General features: G+C 41.8%; 22 protein-coding genes. 4 read left to right on the top strand and 18 right to left on the bottom strand.

Features of this window, described 5'->3' with window-relative positions; genetic code table 11:
- Window positions 1-110: 110 nt before the first annotated feature.
- Window positions 111-401 carry a hypothetical protein gene (locus ACQKL5_RS01415; RefSeq protein WP_427606210.1) on the top strand — a complete coding sequence of 97 codons (291 nt, stop codon included), beginning with the start codon at window positions 111-113 and terminating at the stop codon, window positions 399-401.
- A 199-nt stretch (window positions 402-600) separates the two neighbouring features.
- On the opposite strand, the gene sigK is transcribed toward ACQKL5_RS01415, so the two are convergent.
- Entirely contained in the window at window positions 601-1,323 is a 723-nt protein-coding gene (gene sigK, locus ACQKL5_RS01410) for an RNA polymerase sporulation sigma factor SigK (protein WP_427606208.1), read from the bottom strand.
- Between the two features lie 318 nt (window positions 1,324-1,641).
- On the opposite strand from sigK, the gene ACQKL5_RS01405 reads away from it, so the two are divergent.
- On the top strand, window positions 1,642-1,836 hold the full coding sequence (locus tag ACQKL5_RS01405) for a YjcZ family sporulation protein (RefSeq protein WP_427606206.1): 195 nt from the start codon (window positions 1,642-1,644) through the stop codon (window positions 1,834-1,836).
- Window positions 1,837-2,231: 395 nt separating this feature from the next.
- On the opposite strand, the gene ACQKL5_RS01400 is transcribed toward ACQKL5_RS01405, so the two are convergent.
- The 6 genes from ACQKL5_RS01400 to ACQKL5_RS01375 all read right to left on the bottom strand — a co-directional run bounded on the left by ACQKL5_RS01400 (window position 2,232) and on the right by ACQKL5_RS01375 (window position 6,700).
- Window positions 2,232-2,372, bottom strand: coding sequence for a YrzI family small protein (locus tag ACQKL5_RS01400; protein WP_427606204.1), 141 nt, complete (start codon window positions 2,370-2,372; stop codon window positions 2,232-2,234).
- Window positions 2,373-2,806: 434 nt separating this feature from the next.
- The gene (locus ACQKL5_RS01395; protein ID WP_427606202.1) at window positions 2,807-3,076 is read right to left on the bottom strand and encodes a YrhC family protein; all 270 of its coding nucleotides are present in this window, start codon (window positions 3,074-3,076) and stop codon (window positions 2,807-2,809) included.
- 112 nt (window positions 3,077-3,188) lie between these two features.
- Entirely contained in the window at window positions 3,189-4,325 is a 1,137-nt protein-coding gene (locus tag ACQKL5_RS01390; RefSeq protein ID WP_427606200.1) for a bifunctional cystathionine gamma-lyase/homocysteine desulfhydrase, read from the bottom strand.
- Window position 4,326: 1 nt separating this feature from the next.
- The gene (locus ACQKL5_RS01385) at window positions 4,327-5,250 is read right to left on the bottom strand and encodes a PLP-dependent cysteine synthase family protein (protein WP_427606198.1); all 924 of its coding nucleotides are present in this window, start codon (window positions 5,248-5,250) and stop codon (window positions 4,327-4,329) included.
- Between the two features lie 99 nt (window positions 5,251-5,349).
- Entirely contained in the window at window positions 5,350-6,045 is a 696-nt protein-coding gene (gene mtnN, locus ACQKL5_RS01380) for a 5'-methylthioadenosine/S-adenosylhomocysteine nucleosidase (RefSeq protein WP_427606196.1), read from the bottom strand.
- Window positions 6,046-6,061: 16 nt separating this feature from the next.
- The gene (locus ACQKL5_RS01375) at window positions 6,062-6,700 is read right to left on the bottom strand and encodes a class I SAM-dependent DNA methyltransferase (RefSeq protein ID WP_427606194.1); all 639 of its coding nucleotides are present in this window, start codon (window positions 6,698-6,700) and stop codon (window positions 6,062-6,064) included.
- A gap of 138 nt (window positions 6,701-6,838) precedes the next feature.
- Between ACQKL5_RS01375 and ACQKL5_RS01370 the strand changes: the two genes are divergently transcribed.
- A complete protein-coding gene (locus ACQKL5_RS01370; protein WP_427606192.1) occupies window positions 6,839-7,051 on the top strand; it encodes a DUF2536 family protein in 213 nt (70 codons plus the stop codon).
- A 52-nt stretch (window positions 7,052-7,103) separates the two neighbouring features.
- Here ACQKL5_RS01370 and ACQKL5_RS01365 read toward each other — a convergent pair whose 3' ends face one another.
- The 8 genes from ACQKL5_RS01365 to mltG form a co-directional block, all read right to left on the bottom strand.
- Window positions 7,104-7,745, bottom strand: a complete 642-nt coding sequence (locus ACQKL5_RS01365; protein WP_427606190.1) for a DUF1510 family protein — start codon at window positions 7,743-7,745, stop codon at window positions 7,104-7,106.
- Window positions 7,746-7,831: 86 nt separating this feature from the next.
- Complete coding sequence (locus tag ACQKL5_RS01360) at window positions 7,832-9,583, bottom strand: peptidoglycan D,D-transpeptidase FtsI family protein (RefSeq protein WP_427606189.1); 1,752 nt, start codon at window positions 9,581-9,583, stop codon at window positions 7,832-7,834.
- Window positions 9,584-9,675: 92 nt separating this feature from the next.
- Window positions 9,676-10,152: a transcription elongation factor GreA gene (gene greA / locus ACQKL5_RS01355; protein WP_402970756.1), complete on the bottom strand. Its 477-nt coding sequence runs from the start codon at window positions 10,150-10,152 to the stop codon at window positions 9,676-9,678.
- Between the two features lie 285 nt (window positions 10,153-10,437).
- Window positions 10,438-11,076: a uridine kinase gene (udk, locus tag ACQKL5_RS01350; RefSeq protein ID WP_427606187.1), complete on the bottom strand. Its 639-nt coding sequence runs from the start codon at window positions 11,074-11,076 to the stop codon at window positions 10,438-10,440.
- Between the two features lies 1 nt (window position 11,077).
- Window positions 11,078-12,349, bottom strand: a complete 1,272-nt coding sequence (locus ACQKL5_RS01345; protein WP_427606185.1) for a peptidase U32 family protein — start codon at window positions 12,347-12,349, stop codon at window positions 11,078-11,080.
- A 24-nt stretch (window positions 12,350-12,373) separates the two neighbouring features.
- The gene (locus ACQKL5_RS01340) at window positions 12,374-13,303 is read right to left on the bottom strand and encodes a peptidase U32 family protein (RefSeq protein WP_427606184.1); all 930 of its coding nucleotides are present in this window, start codon (window positions 13,301-13,303) and stop codon (window positions 12,374-12,376) included.
- Window positions 13,290-13,901 carry an O-methyltransferase gene (locus ACQKL5_RS01335; RefSeq protein WP_427606594.1) on the bottom strand — a complete coding sequence of 204 codons (612 nt, stop codon included), beginning with the start codon at window positions 13,899-13,901 and terminating at the stop codon, window positions 13,290-13,292. The genes ACQKL5_RS01340 and ACQKL5_RS01335 overlap by 14 nt, the downstream gene beginning before the upstream one ends.
- Before the next feature lie 311 nt (window positions 13,902-14,212).
- Window positions 14,213-15,349: an endolytic transglycosylase MltG gene (mltG, locus tag ACQKL5_RS01330; protein ID WP_427606183.1), complete on the bottom strand. Its 1,137-nt coding sequence runs from the start codon at window positions 15,347-15,349 to the stop codon at window positions 14,213-14,215.
- Window positions 15,350-15,675: 326 nt separating this feature from the next.
- Between mltG and ACQKL5_RS01325 the strand changes: the two genes are divergently transcribed.
- Window positions 15,676-15,831 (top strand): hypothetical protein, encoded by a 156-nt coding sequence (locus ACQKL5_RS01325; protein ID WP_427606182.1) that lies wholly within the window; start codon window positions 15,676-15,678, stop codon window positions 15,829-15,831.
- 57 nt (window positions 15,832-15,888) lie between these two features.
- Here ACQKL5_RS01325 and ACQKL5_RS01320 read toward each other — a convergent pair whose 3' ends face one another.
- The 3 genes from ACQKL5_RS01320 to ACQKL5_RS01310 are packed head-to-tail and all read right to left on the bottom strand — an operon-like array spanning window position 15,889 to window position 16,891.
- On the bottom strand, window positions 15,889-16,185 hold the full coding sequence (locus ACQKL5_RS01320) for a DUF1292 domain-containing protein (RefSeq protein ID WP_402869697.1): 297 nt from the start codon (window positions 16,183-16,185) through the stop codon (window positions 15,889-15,891).
- A gap of 11 nt (window positions 16,186-16,196) precedes the next feature.
- Complete coding sequence (ruvX, locus tag ACQKL5_RS01315) at window positions 16,197-16,622, bottom strand: Holliday junction resolvase RuvX (protein WP_402970731.1); 426 nt, start codon at window positions 16,620-16,622, stop codon at window positions 16,197-16,199.
- Complete coding sequence (locus ACQKL5_RS01310; protein WP_402970790.1) at window positions 16,622-16,891, bottom strand: IreB family regulatory phosphoprotein; 270 nt, start codon at window positions 16,889-16,891, stop codon at window positions 16,622-16,624. The genes ruvX and ACQKL5_RS01310 overlap by 1 nt, the downstream gene beginning before the upstream one ends.
- Window positions 16,892-16,909: the final 18 nt, after the last annotated feature.

Raw genomic sequence — 16,909 nt, 5'->3', positions numbered from 1 at the left:
CCTATTCATAAGGGGTATTTAGTAAGTTTTTGTCTAATTATTTTGCGTTTCCCTTTTTATAAACATGATATGATTAAGGGACGAATCATTCCGAAAAGGTGGTGGCCCTTATGAAGCTCTTTATCCACTTTTCAGTTATTGTCCTCCTACTCTTGGCATTGCCACTGGCCCATCATAGTCAGCTGTTGACCCTTGAGGAAGACCATGACTTCCACCTTTCTGTAAAAGCCGAGAAGAAGTTACCACTTACCCCTTTCCTAAACATCTGCCAAGTCATCATCATATTGCTCGTGATTGAATCATTCGGTTGTCGCTTCCTTTATTTTCTCTCAAATTATCGCCAACGATTTTTCAGTCCAGTCTTTTATCAAGGGAATTACATCGCTACTCACTCTCACTGATTTACAAACAAAAAATCGAGGAGTGATGGATATGTGGTTCCGCCTAATCATGATTGGAGTCTTTTCAATAACTGCATCACGTCTTTTCCTGTTCCAGGGTATGGAAATCTACCATGCCTTTGCAGACCTGATTCGTAATAAATAGGAACAAAAAGAGTGCGGAAGCAACCCTCCGCACTCTCTTTGTTTTGCACAAACGTTATCCTTTCGCCTTCTTTTCCTTTTCTTTCTCCGCTCGATAAAATTCATGGAACATCTTCATCAAGGCACGCTTTTCAATCCGTGATACATAGCTTCGAGAAATGCCAAGTTCCTTAGCAATTTCCCTCTGCGTTTTCTCCTTTTTCAAATCCAATCCGAACCGTCCGACAATGACTTCCTTTTCACGTTCATCCAAAATGTCAATATACTTCTTCACTTTTTCTATTTCCATATTGAGCTGAATCGTATCAATGACATCCTCTGATTCTGATTTCAACACATCAATTAAACTAATCTCATTTCCTTCTTTGTCCTGACCGATTGGATCATGCAGGGAAATATCCTTCTTGGTTTTTTTTGTTGCGCGTAAATGCATCAGTATCTCATTTTCAATACAACGTGCTGCATAAGTGGCAAGTTTCGTTCCTTTTCCATCGGAATAACTTTCGATAGCCTTAATCAACCCAATTGTACCGATTGAAATGAGATCCTCGGTATCTTCACCCGTATTTTCGAATTTCTTGACGATATGGGCCACAAGCCGAAGGTTGTGCTCAATGAGAATATTACGAGCTTCCCCATCCCCTTCACTCATAAGCTTAAGATACTTCTTCTCATCCTGTGATGATAATGGCTGGGGAAAAGCATTATTCTTCACATAGGAAACTAATAAGTAAAATTCCTTGATGAGATAACCGACTGCAGTAAGTATTCCAGGCATTGGTTTCATCCTCCCGCCTCTTTGGATGTTCCCTATCCATACCTATGCGCTTGTGGGCTTGTTCTTGTCTGTACCACTAAAAGAAATACTGTTGTTGATCAAATAGTGAACTAAATCTTTAAGAACATCCATCCATTCCAAGTAAACTTTTCACCAATTCATGGTCTAGCTCTATGTCGATATTGAGAAAAAACACCAAAAACATTAACATAATCGTGGAGACGAAATCCATTTAGTAATTCCTCTTTTATAATCCCAATCAAACATAGACAAACTTACATATAATGATAGGGAATTTAGAGGAAGGGAGGGATTTGTATGGGATATGGCTATGGACCATACGGATATAATTACGGTGCTCCATGCCCACCACCTTGTTATGGCGGAGGTGGATTCGGTCTTGGCATCGCCTTGATCGTCGTCCTCGTCATCTTACTGCTGTTATTCGGATTCTGGTTCATTCCTGGTGGATTCGGATTCGGGGGCTGCGGAGGTCCGGGGCCATGCTGTTAAAATAGAAAAAACTCGGCTAAAACGCCGAGTTTTTTCTATTTTAGATAGTCCATGATGTTGTGCAGCGGTTTATCGGCATCGACAGAAACATTCACAGCGATTACTGTTCCAATGACAGTCGTAACAACCAGGACCATGACGATTGAGAACATCTTGAATCACTCCTTGTTATTTTAACTTACCATCAATTTACCATGTATTCATGGTTGCCAACCGCTGCTATTATGAACACTTTTCATACAAACCATGACGATACTGTGAAATCATCCATTTATTCGTTAGCCGGTATCCTTCTCCTGCCAGTAGCACCGTTTTTCTCCTTTTATACACGCCAATTTAATCATATGATCTCCACCTTTCTTTAATTTTGTAATCCCTCTACTGTGCATCATAGATTAGAAAAAAGGACGATGCCTCATTGCTTTATCTAGGTGTGCATCACGTAATTTCCTGATCCTTTCTTCTTGCAAACATTCCTCGGCCGTCATTTTTTTCATTTTGATCGTGATGGTAAAAAACAGCATATGCAGTGTCATAATATCACCTCCTTTAAGGGGGCGGCTTACCAAAAAGGCATAAAAAGGCCGCAGAAAGTTCCTTCCTCCTGCGGGATTTTCAAAAAATATAAAAAGGCCGCAGGATATAAGGATTCTCCCTGCGGCCATTATGTCTGAATGATTAATAAAGCCAATTTGCTTTAAGAATATTCCGCATGGCACAGGTCGAATAGTAAATGAGTGTATTTTGGTGCGCTCCAGCTAATCTGCATGATATCGGATTCAAGTAAATATGTTCTCATCTTCTTCGACCTCCTTTTGGAATATTATTTGGTAAGTATATCCAATAAAAAGCGATTTGTAAATAGACTTTTTGCATTTTTTAGAAAATTTTTCATTTATATGTTTTGTTTATAAACTGGAGACTAAAAAAGCCTGCTCTTCCCATTTCACAGGGAGGAGCAGGCTTACTTCTATTCTTGAAAAGAATCTTGGTCATCAATTTCGTCCAAAATTCTTTTATATTTTTTGGCTACAGAAAAAAAGAGGATGGACAAACTGAGGAATAGCACAGTCGCTCCCATATAAACATTGGTGTATGCATCCGTTTTATCGCTAGTAGGAAGTATCGTCCCTATATAAAAGAACGCCCCTACACATAATAAGGTGATTGCAAATCGTTTGAAATCCGTCATTTTTGAACGTAGAGCTGTCGTCGTTGGATTCTTACGGAATTTTTTCATACCATTCACACCATCTTTCTAACTAGTAAGTTTGCTATATCTCATTCTACCATATTAATTCCAGATGATAGGGTGTAAATATTGGCAAGAAGATGTGTCTGGTACTTCTCAATTATCCTTCTAGTGCCTGCTCGAGATCTTCTAACAGGTCTTTTACATCCTCTAGACCGACCGAAATTCGTATCAATCCATCTGTGATTCCCAATTCTTTCCGTCGTTCAGCTGGAATCGAGGCATGTGTCATCAATGCAGGAATGGATATGAGACTCTCCACCGCTCCCAGGCTTTCGGCAAGGGTGAAGTATTTCACTTTCTCAAGCACTTGTTGTGCCTTTTCCCCACTGCCGACATCAAATGAGACCATGCCACCAAAACCACGGGATTGCTTTTTGGAAATTTCATGGTTGGGATGGTTAAGGAGACCTGGATAATGAACCTTTAAAACTGCTTCATGCCCCGTTAGAAAACGGACGATTTCGGTAGTGTTTCTTTCGTGTTCTTCCATTCGGATGCCAAGCGTTTTCATTCCGCGCATTAATAACCAGGAATCCTGAGGCCCCAGCACGCCTCCTGTAGAGTTTTGAACAAAATGCAGGTCATCGCCTAGTTTTTCATCATTTACAACGACAAGGCCGGCTACAACGTCACTATGACCTCCCAGATACTTCGTTGCACTATGAAGGACGATATCCGCACCAAGCGTAAGCGGATTCTGCCAATATGGGGTACTGAACGTATTATCTACGATGGTAAGCAGGTGGTGTGTTTTGGCTATTTTAGAAAGCTCTTCAAGATCGGTAATTTTCAAAAGTGGATTCGTCGGGGTTTCTATGAACAGCGCTTTCGTATTTTGTTTGATTCCTTTTTCTATAGAGTCCATATCACTCGTATCAATAAAGGTCGCCTCCAGCCCAAACCGGTTCAGGATTTTTGTCATCACCCGAAAAGAGCCACCATATACGTCATCAGTGAGTAAGATATGATCCCCTTGATTGAAGAGCATCATCACAGCCGTCATAGCTGCCATCCCTGATCCAAAAGCAAATCCCCGTTCTCCCCCTTCAAGCTCCTTGATTAATTCCTCAAGAGCGTTCCGGGTCGGATTGCCGGTACGGGAATATTCATAGCCCCGGTGTTTTCCAGGACCATCCTGTTTGTATGTGCTCACCTGATAGATTGGTACCGAAACGGCTCCCGTCTTTTCATCACCGAAAATGCCACCATGAATCAATTGTGTCTTTTTCCTCATGTCATTGGCCTCCCTGATAAATATTCTTGCTTAAATATCGTTCACTTGAATCCGGAAAAACGACGACAATATTCGTTCCTGAACGGGCTTTTTCTGCTTCGATCAACGTTGCCGCAAAAGCACAACCGGAGGAGCTCCCGACAAGCAGCCCCTCTTTCAGGGCCAGTTCTTTCACCATGGCAAAGGAATCTTGATCGCTTATCGTATGAATGTTGTCAAAATAAGTTTCATCCATATAGGGTGGCAAAAACTCCATACCGATTCCTTCCGTTTTATGTGGTCCTATTTTCCCGCCATTTAAAATGGATCCCTCTGGTTCGACAATGACGGTTTTGACATCCGGGTTCTGTTCTTTCAAATAACGTGATGTCCCCATGAAGGTCCCCCCTGTTCCCGCACCGGCAACAAACACATCAACCTTGCATTCGAGTTGCTCCCATATTTCCGGGCCAAGTGTTTTATAGTACGTTTCTGGATTGGAAGGATTGGCAAACTGCTGCGGGCTATAGGCACCTGGAATTTCGGCAAGGAGTTCCTTTGATTTTGCAATCGCTCCTTTCATGCCTTCTTCTGTAGCTGTTTGCACCACTTTGGCACCTAGGGCACGCATTAATTCCTGCTTCTCGGTACTGAATTGCTTGGGTACGCAAAAAATCACATCGATGCCGCGGTTAATCGCAGCCAAGGCTAAACCAATCCCTGTATTTCCAGCCGTCGGTTCGATGATGGTTCCGCCTCGTTTTAATTCTCCGGTAGCAAACGCTTGCTTCAAGAGCTCTTGACCGAGCCGATCCTTCACGCTTCCACCAGGATTTAGGAATTCCAATTTGGCATAAATCCGGACATCTTCCGGTAGTGGAAAAGAAGTGATTTCCATCAATGGCGTCTTTCCAATCAAATCATGAATGTTATGAATGACCTTCATAGTGGACATCCTCTCTAAGTTTTCATACCAACTTAGTTGGTTTAAAGATAAAGAATAATCAGCGGGAGGGTTCCCGCTGATCACATGCCGTTTTATTACTTATTTCATTTTTTTAACCATTTTTAGGATCAGTTCCGCTGAATGAAGCGCCGCCGTTTCCAAGAATTGATCAAAGGAAACATTGGACTCCTTGCCAGCGATATCTGAAAGCGAACGGATAATGACAAACGGTGTCTGGAATTGGTGTGCTACTTGTGCAATAGCTGCCGCTTCCATTTCCACTGCATATAAATCAGTGAACTTGCCTCTGACGAATTCAACCCGGACTGGGTCATTCATGAATGAATCCCCCGTCACGATTAATCCTTTCGCGACTTGGATATCCTTAATTTCTTTAGCAGCCTCTTCCGCTATAGCGAAAAGCTTTTCATCCGGGATGAAAGCCGCAGGCAATTGCGGCACTTGACCATATTCATAGCCAAAGATCGTTACGTCAACATCATGATGGCGCACTTCAGTTGAAATGACGACATCCCCCACATTCAAATCAGGATGATATCCTCCTGCAGAACCCGTGTTAATGACCGCGTCTGGTTTGAATTTTTCTAAAAGAATCGTAGTCGACATAGCTGCATTCACTTTTCCAATTCCCGATTTTAGTAAAATGACCTCCATACCGTTAAGTGTTCCTGTGTTGAATTCAGAACCGGCAATCGTCACCTGCTCCAACCCTTCCAATTTATCACGTAAAATCGTAACTTCTTCTTCCATTGCTCCGATTATGGCTACCTTCATTAGTAAAAACCTCTTCCTATAATTTTTCCGCCTCCATAATCCAGACAAATGAATTGCAGCGCTCAAAATTCACTTTAAAACCATGTGTTTCTAGCACTTTTTCCAAAAAAGGAATCGTCGTGTAATATTCCGTTTGCAAATCGTTCGCCAAATTATGAAAGCCTGCATCCGTTGCATCTCTAATCGCTTGTTCATGCGATTCTTTCGATTGATACATGGTATCCGCAAACACTATTCTACCACCAGCATTCAGTAACTTTCCATAGCTGGCAATCGCTTTTTCTTTTTCTTCATCCGTTAAATGATGAAAAGCATACGTACTAACGATAGAATCAACTTGTTTCGGTCTAGGAAATTCAATGAAATCACCGTCAACGATTTCTGTTTTATTTTGTAGTTTCCTTCTCGCTATTTCCCTCATGCTGGCCGACGGTTCAATCCCAGATACCGTGAGACCTGCTACTAATATCCGCTCGGTCAAGTTCCCCGTACCAACCCCGAACTCCAACACATGACCGTGAGACCGGCTTGCGACACGATCTAATATCTTGTCATAGTGCCTAAAAACCTCTTGATATTCCAGATCCTGTCCCTCGACGGATTCATCATACGTTTTAGACCATTCATCGAATAGCTTCAAAAACTCTCTGCCCATTTTAATCACCTTTTTATGATAAATAATCATGCCTAGAAACAGAATATGAGATTAAATAAAAACGGTTCATATTTTTTTAGGCAGTTATACCAGATTTGATGGTACACTAACACTATCAAATTCTTGGAGGAATACAGAATGGATTTCCAACTCGACTTAAACTTATTCGAAGATAAAATTGAATTCTTCGAAGCGGAAAGCATTAAGAAATTAGAAGAAAAAATCCAATCTCAGATAGAGATCAATAAAGCAATCTTGCTTCATGTCCACTCGGTTTCACACCAAATGTTTGTCAGCGAAGAAGGCCGACGCTTTTATAGCGCCGTCGTTCACTTTAAAGCAAAAAAATGAAAAAGAACCCCCGATAAGCAAACGCTAATCGGGGGTTCTTCATTCTTCACCATTACTTTTTATCATTCACTTTCAATTCTTCCACTTTGACTGGCTTCCAGCCTGAACCTTCCACCCATTCGATATGTACACGGTATGTTTGAGATTCATTTCCATCTGAAGCAGTACCGATGGCCGTATTAGGGGATCCCCCGTTTTGCAACCACCATAACTTCATGCTACCTTCGTCCACCCCAGCTCCAAGGGCAATCGCTTTTCGCATTTCATTCCAGTCAACAGAATCCTTTTCAAAACTTGTCGCATGTTCACCGGATTGTTCTGTGCCAACAGGTTGCCAGTTCTCACTCGTATAAGCCTTCTCGACGTTGCTATCTCCGCTTGCCTCCACTTCAACAAGCTCGGCATCCTTGTCCTTTTCTTCGTCTGTAGAGTCTATCGCTTCTGAATCTTCATCATCGGCTTCATCCTGCTCGACTCCTGGTGCATCTTCTTTTTCTTTAGTTTGTTCAGCTTTCTTCTGATTCTTTTCAGTGATTTGTTTCGGTTCAGTTGTAACCTTATCTGTGGAATCCTCATCACTAAGGAAGATAGTGGCTGCCACAATGACAATTAAAATCGTCACGACTGTAATCGCAATATTATATATTTTATTTAATTTTCGTTTTTGATCTCTCTGATGGAATCTAGAGCCCAAGGTCCATTCCTCCCTACCTTTACTTTCAGCCTCATTCTATCATGATTCAGCTTGAGATAGAAGGGGAAGGTTTCCTACACTTTTCGTCAATTCTCGCGTATATCCTGGTCCTTGCTATATAGAACCTTTACAATATCTGAAAATAGAGGGGTCATGCTGGAACTACTTTCATTTGTTTCAAGATTCACCGTGACCAGGGCATATTTTGGATTCTTATATGGAAAATAACCGGCAAACCATTTATTGAGCTCTCCTTTTTCGATGTTCGTCTGAGCAGTCCCCGATTTACCCGCGACTTCCACAGGAAGGTCCTGCAAAGAAGCCCCCGTTCCTTTCTCTTCCGTGACCACTTTTCGTAAAAGATGTTGCAATTTCATGGCAGTATAAGGTTTTATGGTATCACCAGCCATTATCTGATTAGGAAAATCGACTACTGTCGTACCATTGTCGAATTCCACCTTCGACACCGCCTTCACCTGTTCTTTCTTCCCGCCTCTTGCAATGGTCGCCATCATATTGGCAATGGCAAGTGGCGTGGTTTGGACATCCTGTTGCCCGATTGACGTTTTGGCAATCATTTTCGGATCCTTCTTCAATTGTTCATCATGCCATACCTTACCTTTTTGTTCATGATACAACTGAGTGACGGCCGTATGATAGACATCCCCCTGCCAACCTGTTTGACCAGTGACCCCTAACATTTCCGCATATTTATCTAAAAAGGACGGGTCCTTTACGGCTATTTCCTTTGACAACTCGGCAAACGTCCTGTTACAGCTCTGAGCAAAACTATTCTCAAAATTCAACCGGCCGAGCTCCCTCTGTTTATCTGCCTCTCCTTCAATCGTTCTATCACAATCAAACGTTCTAGTCGGGCTCGCAGCCTCGTAATCAATGACAGCTGCTGCCGTAACCGTTTTAAAGACTGACCCCGGTGTCTTTTGAGTCAGCATCATATTGATGGCTCCCTCACCATTCGGGTCTTTTTTATTAAGGGCGGGACGGGACACCATGGCCACGATTTCGCTTTTTTCAATGTCAATCAGTACGAGTCCGCCTTTTTTTATCCCGCGTTCATCTACAAGTTTCTCAGCTTTTTCTTGAATGCCTTTATCAATCGTCGTAATGACCTTCACCGGATAAAGGGGATTTGCTGGTTCCACATATTTAACATCCACACCGAACATCGGACCTCCACTGGCGTCTACATGAAACACGAGCTTGGATTCTCCATCGGAAAGCAAAAATTCATCAAATGTCCTTTGCAAACCTGTATTGCCAATTTTCGTATCCGGGGAAAGTTGCATATCCGGATAACGCTTTTTCTTTTCGGCATCCGATATATTCGTCGTACCAATCAATTGTGCTGCAGGTATTTGTTCATGATAGAGCTTTTCATTCACGGCAAATACTCCTGGAATCTTCAATTCATTGATGGCTTTCGATTGATTCACCGTAAGCTCGATTGGTTCATCCCCACCAAAAACGAATGGATCTTTCGCTTCCAAAATCGACTGTCTCAGTTCTTCTTCGGTCCTGCCGATTATCGAGGCTACTTTATCTATGGGCCAGGTCATTTTATTTAAAAATGGAAACAATACAAGTGTCGGAATCTCTTCATGTGCAAGCGGCTCTTCATTGCGGTCGTAAAACTTCCCACGGCCATCATCAATCTTTAAAATCTGCGAACGCTGGTTTACACTCGCTTCTATTAGATTCACATCATGCTTGGAAAAGGATTCTGTAGACACCAGTTGGATATAAGCTATCCTGCCAATCATCATCAGCATACAAATGGTGAAGAAGATGGCAACTGTCCTCATTCGTTTCTTTTTCATATAGAAACACCTCGTTACCATTGTTGACGAGGTTTGGATTTTTAAACACTAAAAAAAGGATGCCCTTATGGACATCCTCTCAAAAAAGACGATTAGCTTATGGAAACGATTTTGACGCTCATTTCGCCGCCTGGTGTTTGGATTGATACTTTATCGCCCACTTTTTTACCGATCAAGCTTTTAGCGATTGGAGAATCATTGGAAATTTTCCCTTCGAATGGATCCGCTTCAACACTACCTACGATGGAATATGTTTCTTCGTCACCATTTGGAAGTTCGACAAATGTTACGGACTTTCCAAGTGATACTGTATCAGTATTCAAATTATTATCTTCAATGATTTTGGCATTACGGATCATGTTTTCGATTGTTGTAATGCGCCCTTCAACAAACGCTTGCTCTTCTTTAGCAGAATCATACTCCGAGTTTTCTGAAAGATCCCCAAAGCTGCGGGCGATTTTAATTCTTTCTACGACTTCCTTACGTTTTACCGATTTTAACTGTTCTAGTTCCTGTTCCAACTTCGCTTTACCTTCAATAGTCATTGGGTATTCTTTTTCAATTGCCAAAACCCTTCACTCCTTCAAATTCTTCACAGCTGACTTTAGCCGTGACAAGTTTATGTACTCTATAAGTGCTTACCCGTATAAAAATATATATAAGCGCGCATCTACACTAAGAAACAAATTCGTCCCTTAGTATATAAACCGACTGCATTTGAGCAGCCGGTTTTCGTTCTGTATCAAGAATAGATTATTGTGTTTTCCAACATTTGTCCAGTCTTTCCCAATAAATAATTGGAATTTTATATTTATGGACGGAAAAACGCACCTATCATTATTTATGCTATGTTATTACAAAAAAGACTTTTGTTCAAGGATTGTTTGTATTTTTGTCACCATAAGGTCAATTGCCACATGGTTTTGTCCACCTTCAGGAATGATGATATCCGCGTAACGCTTCGTCGGTTCGATGAACTGGTTGTGCATCGGTCGAACAACGCTGATATATTGATCAATGACAGAATCCAATGAACGGCCGCGCTCTTTAATGTCGCGAGTCATCCGGCGAAGGATTCGTAAATCTGCATCGGTATCCACATACAGCTTCATATCCATCAGGTTTCTTAGACGTTCATCCTCCAGCACTAAGATTCCTTCAAGAATGATAACATCTTGCGGCTCAACGGTGATGATTTCATCTGAACGCGTATGATTTGCATAATCATAGACCGGTTTCTGGATGGTTTCATATTTCAGCAATGAATTGATGTGTTCAATCAATAAATCATTATCAAATGCAAACGGATGATCATAATTGGTCTTCAACCGTTCTTCAAACGGAAGGTGACTTTGATCTTTATAATAATAATCTTGTTCAAGCATCAAGATTGAATGCCCATTAAAAAATTCAAAAATTGAGCGTGTAACACTTGTTTTACCTGATCCCGACCCACCGGTGACCCCGATAACTACTGGTTTTTTCCTTGTCATGTTAATTCTCCTTACGCATCATATTGTTCACATATACCGGCTTATCTACTTGAATGCGCACAATTTGAAGCGGATGCCGTGCTGCGTCCAACTCTTTACCCAATTCATCCCAGATGGTGCCGATTTTTTGAGTAAAGTTCTCCAATTCCGGCCCGAAGAATTCCACTTCATCACCAGGCTTGAAGAAGTTACGCTGCTGTAAGGTCGCAATTTGAGTTTCCTCATTATAATCAAGCACCAGTCCAGCGAAGTCGAAGCGAGTCTTTACGGTATGATTCCCGAACATTTGTTGTTTATACCCAGGAATTTCTCCCTCCATGAATGAAGAAGCCGTCTCACGGTTTGCACATTTATCAAGTTCTTCCAACCATTCAGGCAGGATTTCAAAAGAATCCGGATCTGCACAATACGCATCTATTACCTTACGATAAACACTGATTACCGTTGCGATATAGTGAATGGACTTCATCCGGCCTTCGACTTTTAAACTATCAATCCCAATTTCAATCATGCTTGGCAAGGATTCGATCAGTTTCAAATCTTTTGGACTCATCGCGAAAGGCGCATCTTCTTTATCATATAGGGCTTTTTCCCCATTTTCATTCAATTCATACAAGTCATAGTCCCAACGGCAAGACTGGCAGCAGCCTCCTCGGTTCGAGTCACGTGCTGTCATATGGTTCGAAAGTGTGCAGCGACCAGAATAAGCAATGCACATGGCTCCATGAATGAAGGTTTCAATTTCGATGTCGACTTTTTCCTTCATTTCACGAATTTCATCAGCGCTTGTCTCACGAGCTAGCACGACACGCTCTAAACCTTCGTCTTTCCAATACTGGACAGCTTTCCAGTTGGATAGCGACTGTTGCGTGCTCAAATGGATTTCAATGTTTGGAGCAACCCGCTTACACGTTTCGATGATCAACGGATCGGCCACGATAATCCCATGAATGCCCGTTTCACGAAGACCTTCCATATATTCTTCAAGGCCATCGATATTTTCGTTATGGGCAAAAATATTTGTAGTCACATATATTTTCGCACCGTATTTTTTAGCGAATTCGACGCCTTCTTTCATTTCTTCAAACGTGAAATTCCCGGCGTTCGAACGTAAACCATATTCCTGGCCACCAATGAATACGGCATCTGCGCCATAATGGACAGCAATTTTTAATTTTTCAAGGTTACCAGCAGGAGCCAGCAGCTCCGGTTTTTTTACAATGACTCTCTTTCCATCAACAATCTTGGAAATTTTATCAGCAATAGCATTCAAGGCTATTCCTCCTCTTTCCCTTACTTAATAAACCGATTCTTTAAAGAAGAACCCTGTATCTAGCTCGCGACTATCCGGTTGGATTGCTTGGATTTTCTCAAGGAATTCCATTTTGATATCATCGTAGCGATCTGGATCTTCTGCACAGAGATCAATCGCCTCACGGTATAATTTTGTGACGGCCACAATATATTCAGGCGTTTTAAGGACTCCATCTATTTTCAGTGAATCCATTTCCGCTTCCATTAAATCCTGAAGCTCATCGATCATGCACATATCATTTGGACTCATGATATGTGTACCGTTTTCATCTTCATATATCGGGTATTTGTTTTCGCGCTCCGTATCGTGCAGGAACATATTCTTTTGCTCGATTCGGTTCCCCACTTCCATTGCCTTGCCTTGGTATTCAAAGTAGTTTCCAAGCAGCGTACGCTTGGACTGGAACATGCATGTCATACCATGGACTTGAACTTCCATTTCGACTTCGGCATGTTCCTTCATCTCAATGACCTCGTCCAAACTGATTTCGCGGGCAGCTACGGCTCGTACCGCTCCACGTTTCCCCCAGTAATTACAGGTATACCAGTTCGTTACCGTCATCTCTGTGTTCCAGTGTAACGGCATATCAGGGGCAACTGCCCGTACAGCCATAAGGACCGCGGGGTCACCGAAGATGATGCGGTCTGCTCCCGCTTCACTTAGGAAAGCTACATAGTCTTCAAGCTCGTCCACTTTATCATTATGAAAGATTGCATTCATGGATACGTATACTCTTTTACCTGCAGTGTGCGCAATTTCTATCGCTTTCTTAACATCCACCCGAGTGAACTCCCCTGCTAAACGGAGTCCATAACGCTGTTCACCAATCACGAATGCGTCTGCACCCGCTTCGATAAGTTCTGTAAGATGTGCGATATTTATCGGAGTCACCAATAATTCAGGCTTTTTCATGTTTGTCACCTCTATGTTTACTAATAGCCACACCGTCACCAATCGGTAAAATCACGGTATCGTAATGAGGATGGTTGTGTAGCCAGATATTAAAATCTTTAATTTTTTTAATGAGCGCTCGCTTACGTCTCGTCATTTCCATCTCTTCAATGTTTTCAGCAACCAAGCCTTTAAATAATACATTATCAGTAATGATTATACCAGCTTGATTCAGGAAAGGTTCAAACAACTCAAAGAAACGTTTGTACTGTCCCTTGGCTGCATCCACAAAGATGATGTCGAACGGGCCATGATTCTCTACAAGGGGACCAGCTTCTAGCGCATCGCCTTCTATGAGGGTAATTCGCTCCGATAGACCCGACTTGGCAATATTGGCTTTCGCCTGTTCTATACGCGCTTCATTTCGTTCCAGCGTAACAATCCGCACGTCCGGTAAGGTTTCAGCCATTCTGATTGCCGAATATCCAATCGCTGCGCCTACTTCTAATATAGCCTTTGGTTGGTGAAGCCTCAAAATTTGTAGCAATACCTCTATTCCTTCAGGCTCCATAATCGGTACATTATGTTCCTTTGCAAAATCCTCTAGCTCCTTAATCATTCCGGTACGTTCCGGAAGTAAGTCGTGAAGATATTGGTCTATTTTTCCGTTCAAGACATTTCCTCCAATTATAAGAAAAACGAAAGCGTCTTGGCCGGCTCTTCTTGAAATGTCGCATCATATTCAAAACGAACTAGAACCAGCATCACCGACTATCTACGTTTACTTATCTTTTCAAAATAAAACCCGGCAAAAGCCGAGTTACAGTCATCAATAAAAATCGGATCTGAAATTTTCACTTTTACTATTCTATCATAAAAACAAGGGGAAAGTAATATCCCTCTCCCCTTAGTTGCTATTGCCGTCACCATTTATTTGTTGGTTATATGCTGTGCCTTTTTAGTATTATGTTCGTCAAGCGTTTTGGAGTATAGAACTTCTCCTTCAGGTGTAGCCAAGAAATACAAGTAATCCGTCTTCTTAGGCTTCAAGACGGCCTCAATCGAAGACTTACCGGCGTTGGCAATCGGCCCTGGCGTCAACCCTTTGTTTTGGTACGTGTTATAGGGCGACTTGACCTCAAGATCTTTGTAAAGCACACGGTTTTTATGCGAGCCCTTTGCATATAAAACAGTGGGATCCGTTTGCAACGGCATTTCTTCCTTGAGTCGGTTATAAAAGATCGAAGCAATGGTCTTGCGGTCTACCTGAGCTGTGGCCTCTTCTTCAACAAGCGAGGCGAATGTCAACAGCTGGTGGGCCGAATACTCTTTTTTCTCCATCTCCGGTGCGAATTCCTGGAGCGTATCCTCCGTTTTCTGAAGCATTTCAACCACCACGGCTTCAACAGATGGTTTCTCTTCATAGAAATCATAGGTTGCCGGATACAGATACCCTTCAAGCGGATACCTGACATTTTCATTGTCAATCTCTGACGTCAGTAGCTCAGGAAATCTCGTTTGCATGGATTTGACAAATTTCTCGCTATTTAATTTCTTAAATATCTCTTTTGGGTCCTGATCCGTCTTCACAGCAATAATGTCGGCTATTTGAACAAGCTGTTTGCCTTCCGGAATCGTTATCCTAAGAACCGCCTCTTTCATGAGTTTTCCGGTTTTGATGCTGGTCACGATATCCTTAATCGGCATGGATGGAGAAAGCTTATACTCCCCTGCCTGAAACCCCGATTCATTTCGGAATTTAATATAATATTTAAAAACACGTGCATCTTTGATGATGTCCTGCTCTTCAAGCAATAATGAAATATCACTAATGGTAGAACCTATCGGAATTTTCACAGTCTTAATCGTATCGTCCTCTGGATCAACGGGCTTCATCGCCGAGTTGATATATAAGAATCCCACAAGCACGACTATCCCCACTATTAAAATAAGTGCAGCAATCGTAATCATGATAATTTTACGAACAAGCCTGGCTTCCCCTTGTTGTTCTAGCATCTTCATTCGAATATGTTGTTTTTTAGATTGCTTTTGATTCTTTTCATCCATTTCAATTCCCCCTGCAAACTGCACACCAACTACAGAATGTTTTCTAGAAGATGCTTTCTCTAATTATAACTTTGCTTCGAATATTATACTAAAATCAACAAATAAATACATGTTTTTTGTATAACTACCTTCATTCCTACTCTATTTATGGCAAATGATCGCTAGTTTTGTCAATAGAAGATAGGCATTTCATAGGAAAAGAGTGATAGGTTCACTTATGTAACATACAATGAATTTTCATAATCACCTGTTTAAAGCTATCAAAATCCATACAAAAATTGGTTTAATCATGATAAAATTCATCCAGTATGGAAGGGTGTGAAAAAATGGATAATTCCTATGTCGTGGGATGGGGAACGTTGGCACTGATCAATGCCGGGATTGCCCAGGGTAAAAACAGAACGGGTTTGCATTGGTTTTTATTATCATTAGTCTTAGGTCCATTCGCCACTTTTATTCTCTTGTTTGTAGAGAAAAGATAGGGCATGCGTGCACAATAAAAAAACTGACCTTAGTTACGAGGTCAGTTTCAGTGTAAATTATCTTCCTTCTTCTTCTGCTTCTTCATTATCAAGGAATGTATTCAACATTTCCTCTACTAAATCCCACTCTTCTTCCGTTTCGATCGGAGCAAGTTCGCCATCTTTACTATCTTCGCTTGGTGTGAATGATGAAGCGTGGATTTCGATTTCTTCCTCGTCATCTTCAGCTGACATTGGGTAGTAAAGTACGTAAGATTTATTGAATTTCTCTGAATCGAATGTGAATAAGATCTCACAAAGCTGTTCGTTTCCGTTCTCGTCTACTACTGTAATATTGTTTTCGCCGTGTTCCATTTATCTTCACCTCATATTGAATTTGTTTGTCTGTCCAAGAAACCTTGTAGAATCATGACAGCTGCCATTTTATCAATGACTTTCTTGCGTTTGCTTCGGCTCACGTCCGCCTCGAGAAGGACACGTTCCGCTGCCATCGTTGTCAACCGTTCATCCCAGAGAAACACCGGCAGCTTAAATTTTCTTTCTAAACGCGTCGCGAATTCTTGACTGATTTCGCCGCGCGGACCAATGGTTCCGTTCATATTTTTCGGGAGACCAAGGACGATTTTAGAAACTTCGTGTTCTTGTATGATTTCCTTAAGGCGTTTAAAGCCGAAGTCATTTCCAGCTTCGTTAATTTTGATTGTTTCCAATCCCTGTGCAGTCCAACCCATCGCGTCACTCACCGCGACACCGATGGTTTTTGAACCTAAATCAAGACCCATTGTGCGCATTAATATTCCTCTCGATGGTTCTTAAGATACGACTTGACCAATTCTTCAATGATTTCATCGCGTTCAAGCTTGCGGATGATGTTGCGAGCATCCATATGGCGCGGGATATAGGCCGGGTCACCCGATAATAAATAACCGACAATCTGGTTAATCGGATTATACCCTTTTTCCTGCAAAGCGACATACACTTTTGACAATACTTGCTGAACATCTCTTTCGAAAGGTTCTTCAGGAAAATTGAATTTCATCGTTTTATCAAAGGAACTCATGATCATACACCTCTCCTC

Origin of the sequence: Peribacillus sp. NPDC097675 (assembly GCF_050277655.1) — a bacterium.
Classification (GTDB): domain Bacteria; phylum Bacillota; class Bacilli; order Bacillales; family DSM-1321; genus Peribacillus.
Note: the sequence above shows the minus strand (reverse complement) of the source record. Positions and strands in the feature narration are given on the sequence as shown.

Bases quoted from the DNA above. Each gene is read 5' to 3' on its own strand.
- ruvX (WP_402970731.1), bottom strand. From the start codon at position 16,622: ATGCGCACAATGGGTCTTGATTTAGGTTCAAAAACCATCGGTGTCGCG.
- ACQKL5_RS01375 (WP_427606194.1), bottom strand. From the start codon at position 6,700: ATGGGCAGAGAGTTTTTGAAGCTATTCGATGAATGGTCTAAAACGTAT.
- ACQKL5_RS01415 (WP_427606210.1), top strand. From the start codon at position 111: ATGAAGCTCTTTATCCACTTTTCAGTTATTGTCCTCCTACTCTTGGCA.
- ACQKL5_RS01405 (WP_427606206.1), top strand. From the start codon at position 1,642: ATGGGATATGGCTATGGACCATACGGATATAATTACGGTGCTCCATGC.
- ACQKL5_RS01400 (WP_427606204.1), bottom strand. From the start codon at position 2,372: ATGACACTGCATATGCTGTTTTTTACCATCACGATCAAAATGAAAAAA.
- ACQKL5_RS01325 (WP_427606182.1), top strand. From the start codon at position 15,676: ATGGATAATTCCTATGTCGTGGGATGGGGAACGTTGGCACTGATCAAT.
- mltG (WP_427606183.1), bottom strand. From the start codon at position 15,349: ATGGATGAAAAGAATCAAAAGCAATCTAAAAAACAACATATTCGAATG.
- ACQKL5_RS01370 (WP_427606192.1), top strand. From the start codon at position 6,839: ATGGATTTCCAACTCGACTTAAACTTATTCGAAGATAAAATTGAATTC.
- mtnN (WP_427606196.1), bottom strand. From the start codon at position 6,045: ATGAAGGTAGCCATAATCGGAGCAATGGAAGAAGAAGTTACGATTTTA.
- ACQKL5_RS01320 (WP_402869697.1), bottom strand. From the start codon at position 16,185: ATGGAACACGGCGAAAACAATATTACAGTAGTAGACGAGAACGGAAAC.
- ACQKL5_RS01340 (WP_427606184.1), bottom strand. From the start codon at position 13,303: ATGAAAAAGCCTGAATTATTGGTGACTCCGATAAATATCGCACATCTT.
- ACQKL5_RS01310 (WP_402970790.1), bottom strand. From the start codon at position 16,891: ATGAGTTCCTTTGATAAAACGATGAAATTCAATTTTCCTGAAGAACCT.
- ACQKL5_RS01335 (WP_427606594.1), bottom strand. From the start codon at position 13,901: ATGATTAAGGAGCTAGAGGATTTTGCAAAGGAACATAATGTACCGATT.
- ACQKL5_RS01390 (WP_427606200.1), bottom strand. From the start codon at position 4,325: ATGAGGAAAAAGACACAATTGATTCATGGTGGCATTTTCGGTGATGAA.
- ACQKL5_RS01395 (WP_427606202.1), bottom strand. From the start codon at position 3,076: ATGAAAAAATTCCGTAAGAATCCAACGACGACAGCTCTACGTTCAAAA.
- sigK (WP_427606208.1), bottom strand. From the start codon at position 1,323: ATGCCTGGAATACTTACTGCAGTCGGTTATCTCATCAAGGAATTTTAC.
- udk (WP_427606187.1), bottom strand. From the start codon at position 11,076: ATGACAAGGAAAAAACCAGTAGTTATCGGGGTCACCGGTGGGTCGGGA.
- ACQKL5_RS01360 (WP_427606189.1), bottom strand. From the start codon at position 9,583: ATGAAAAAGAAACGAATGAGGACAGTTGCCATCTTCTTCACCATTTGT.
- ACQKL5_RS01385 (WP_427606198.1), bottom strand. From the start codon at position 5,250: ATGAAGGTCATTCATAACATTCATGATTTGATTGGAAAGACGCCATTG.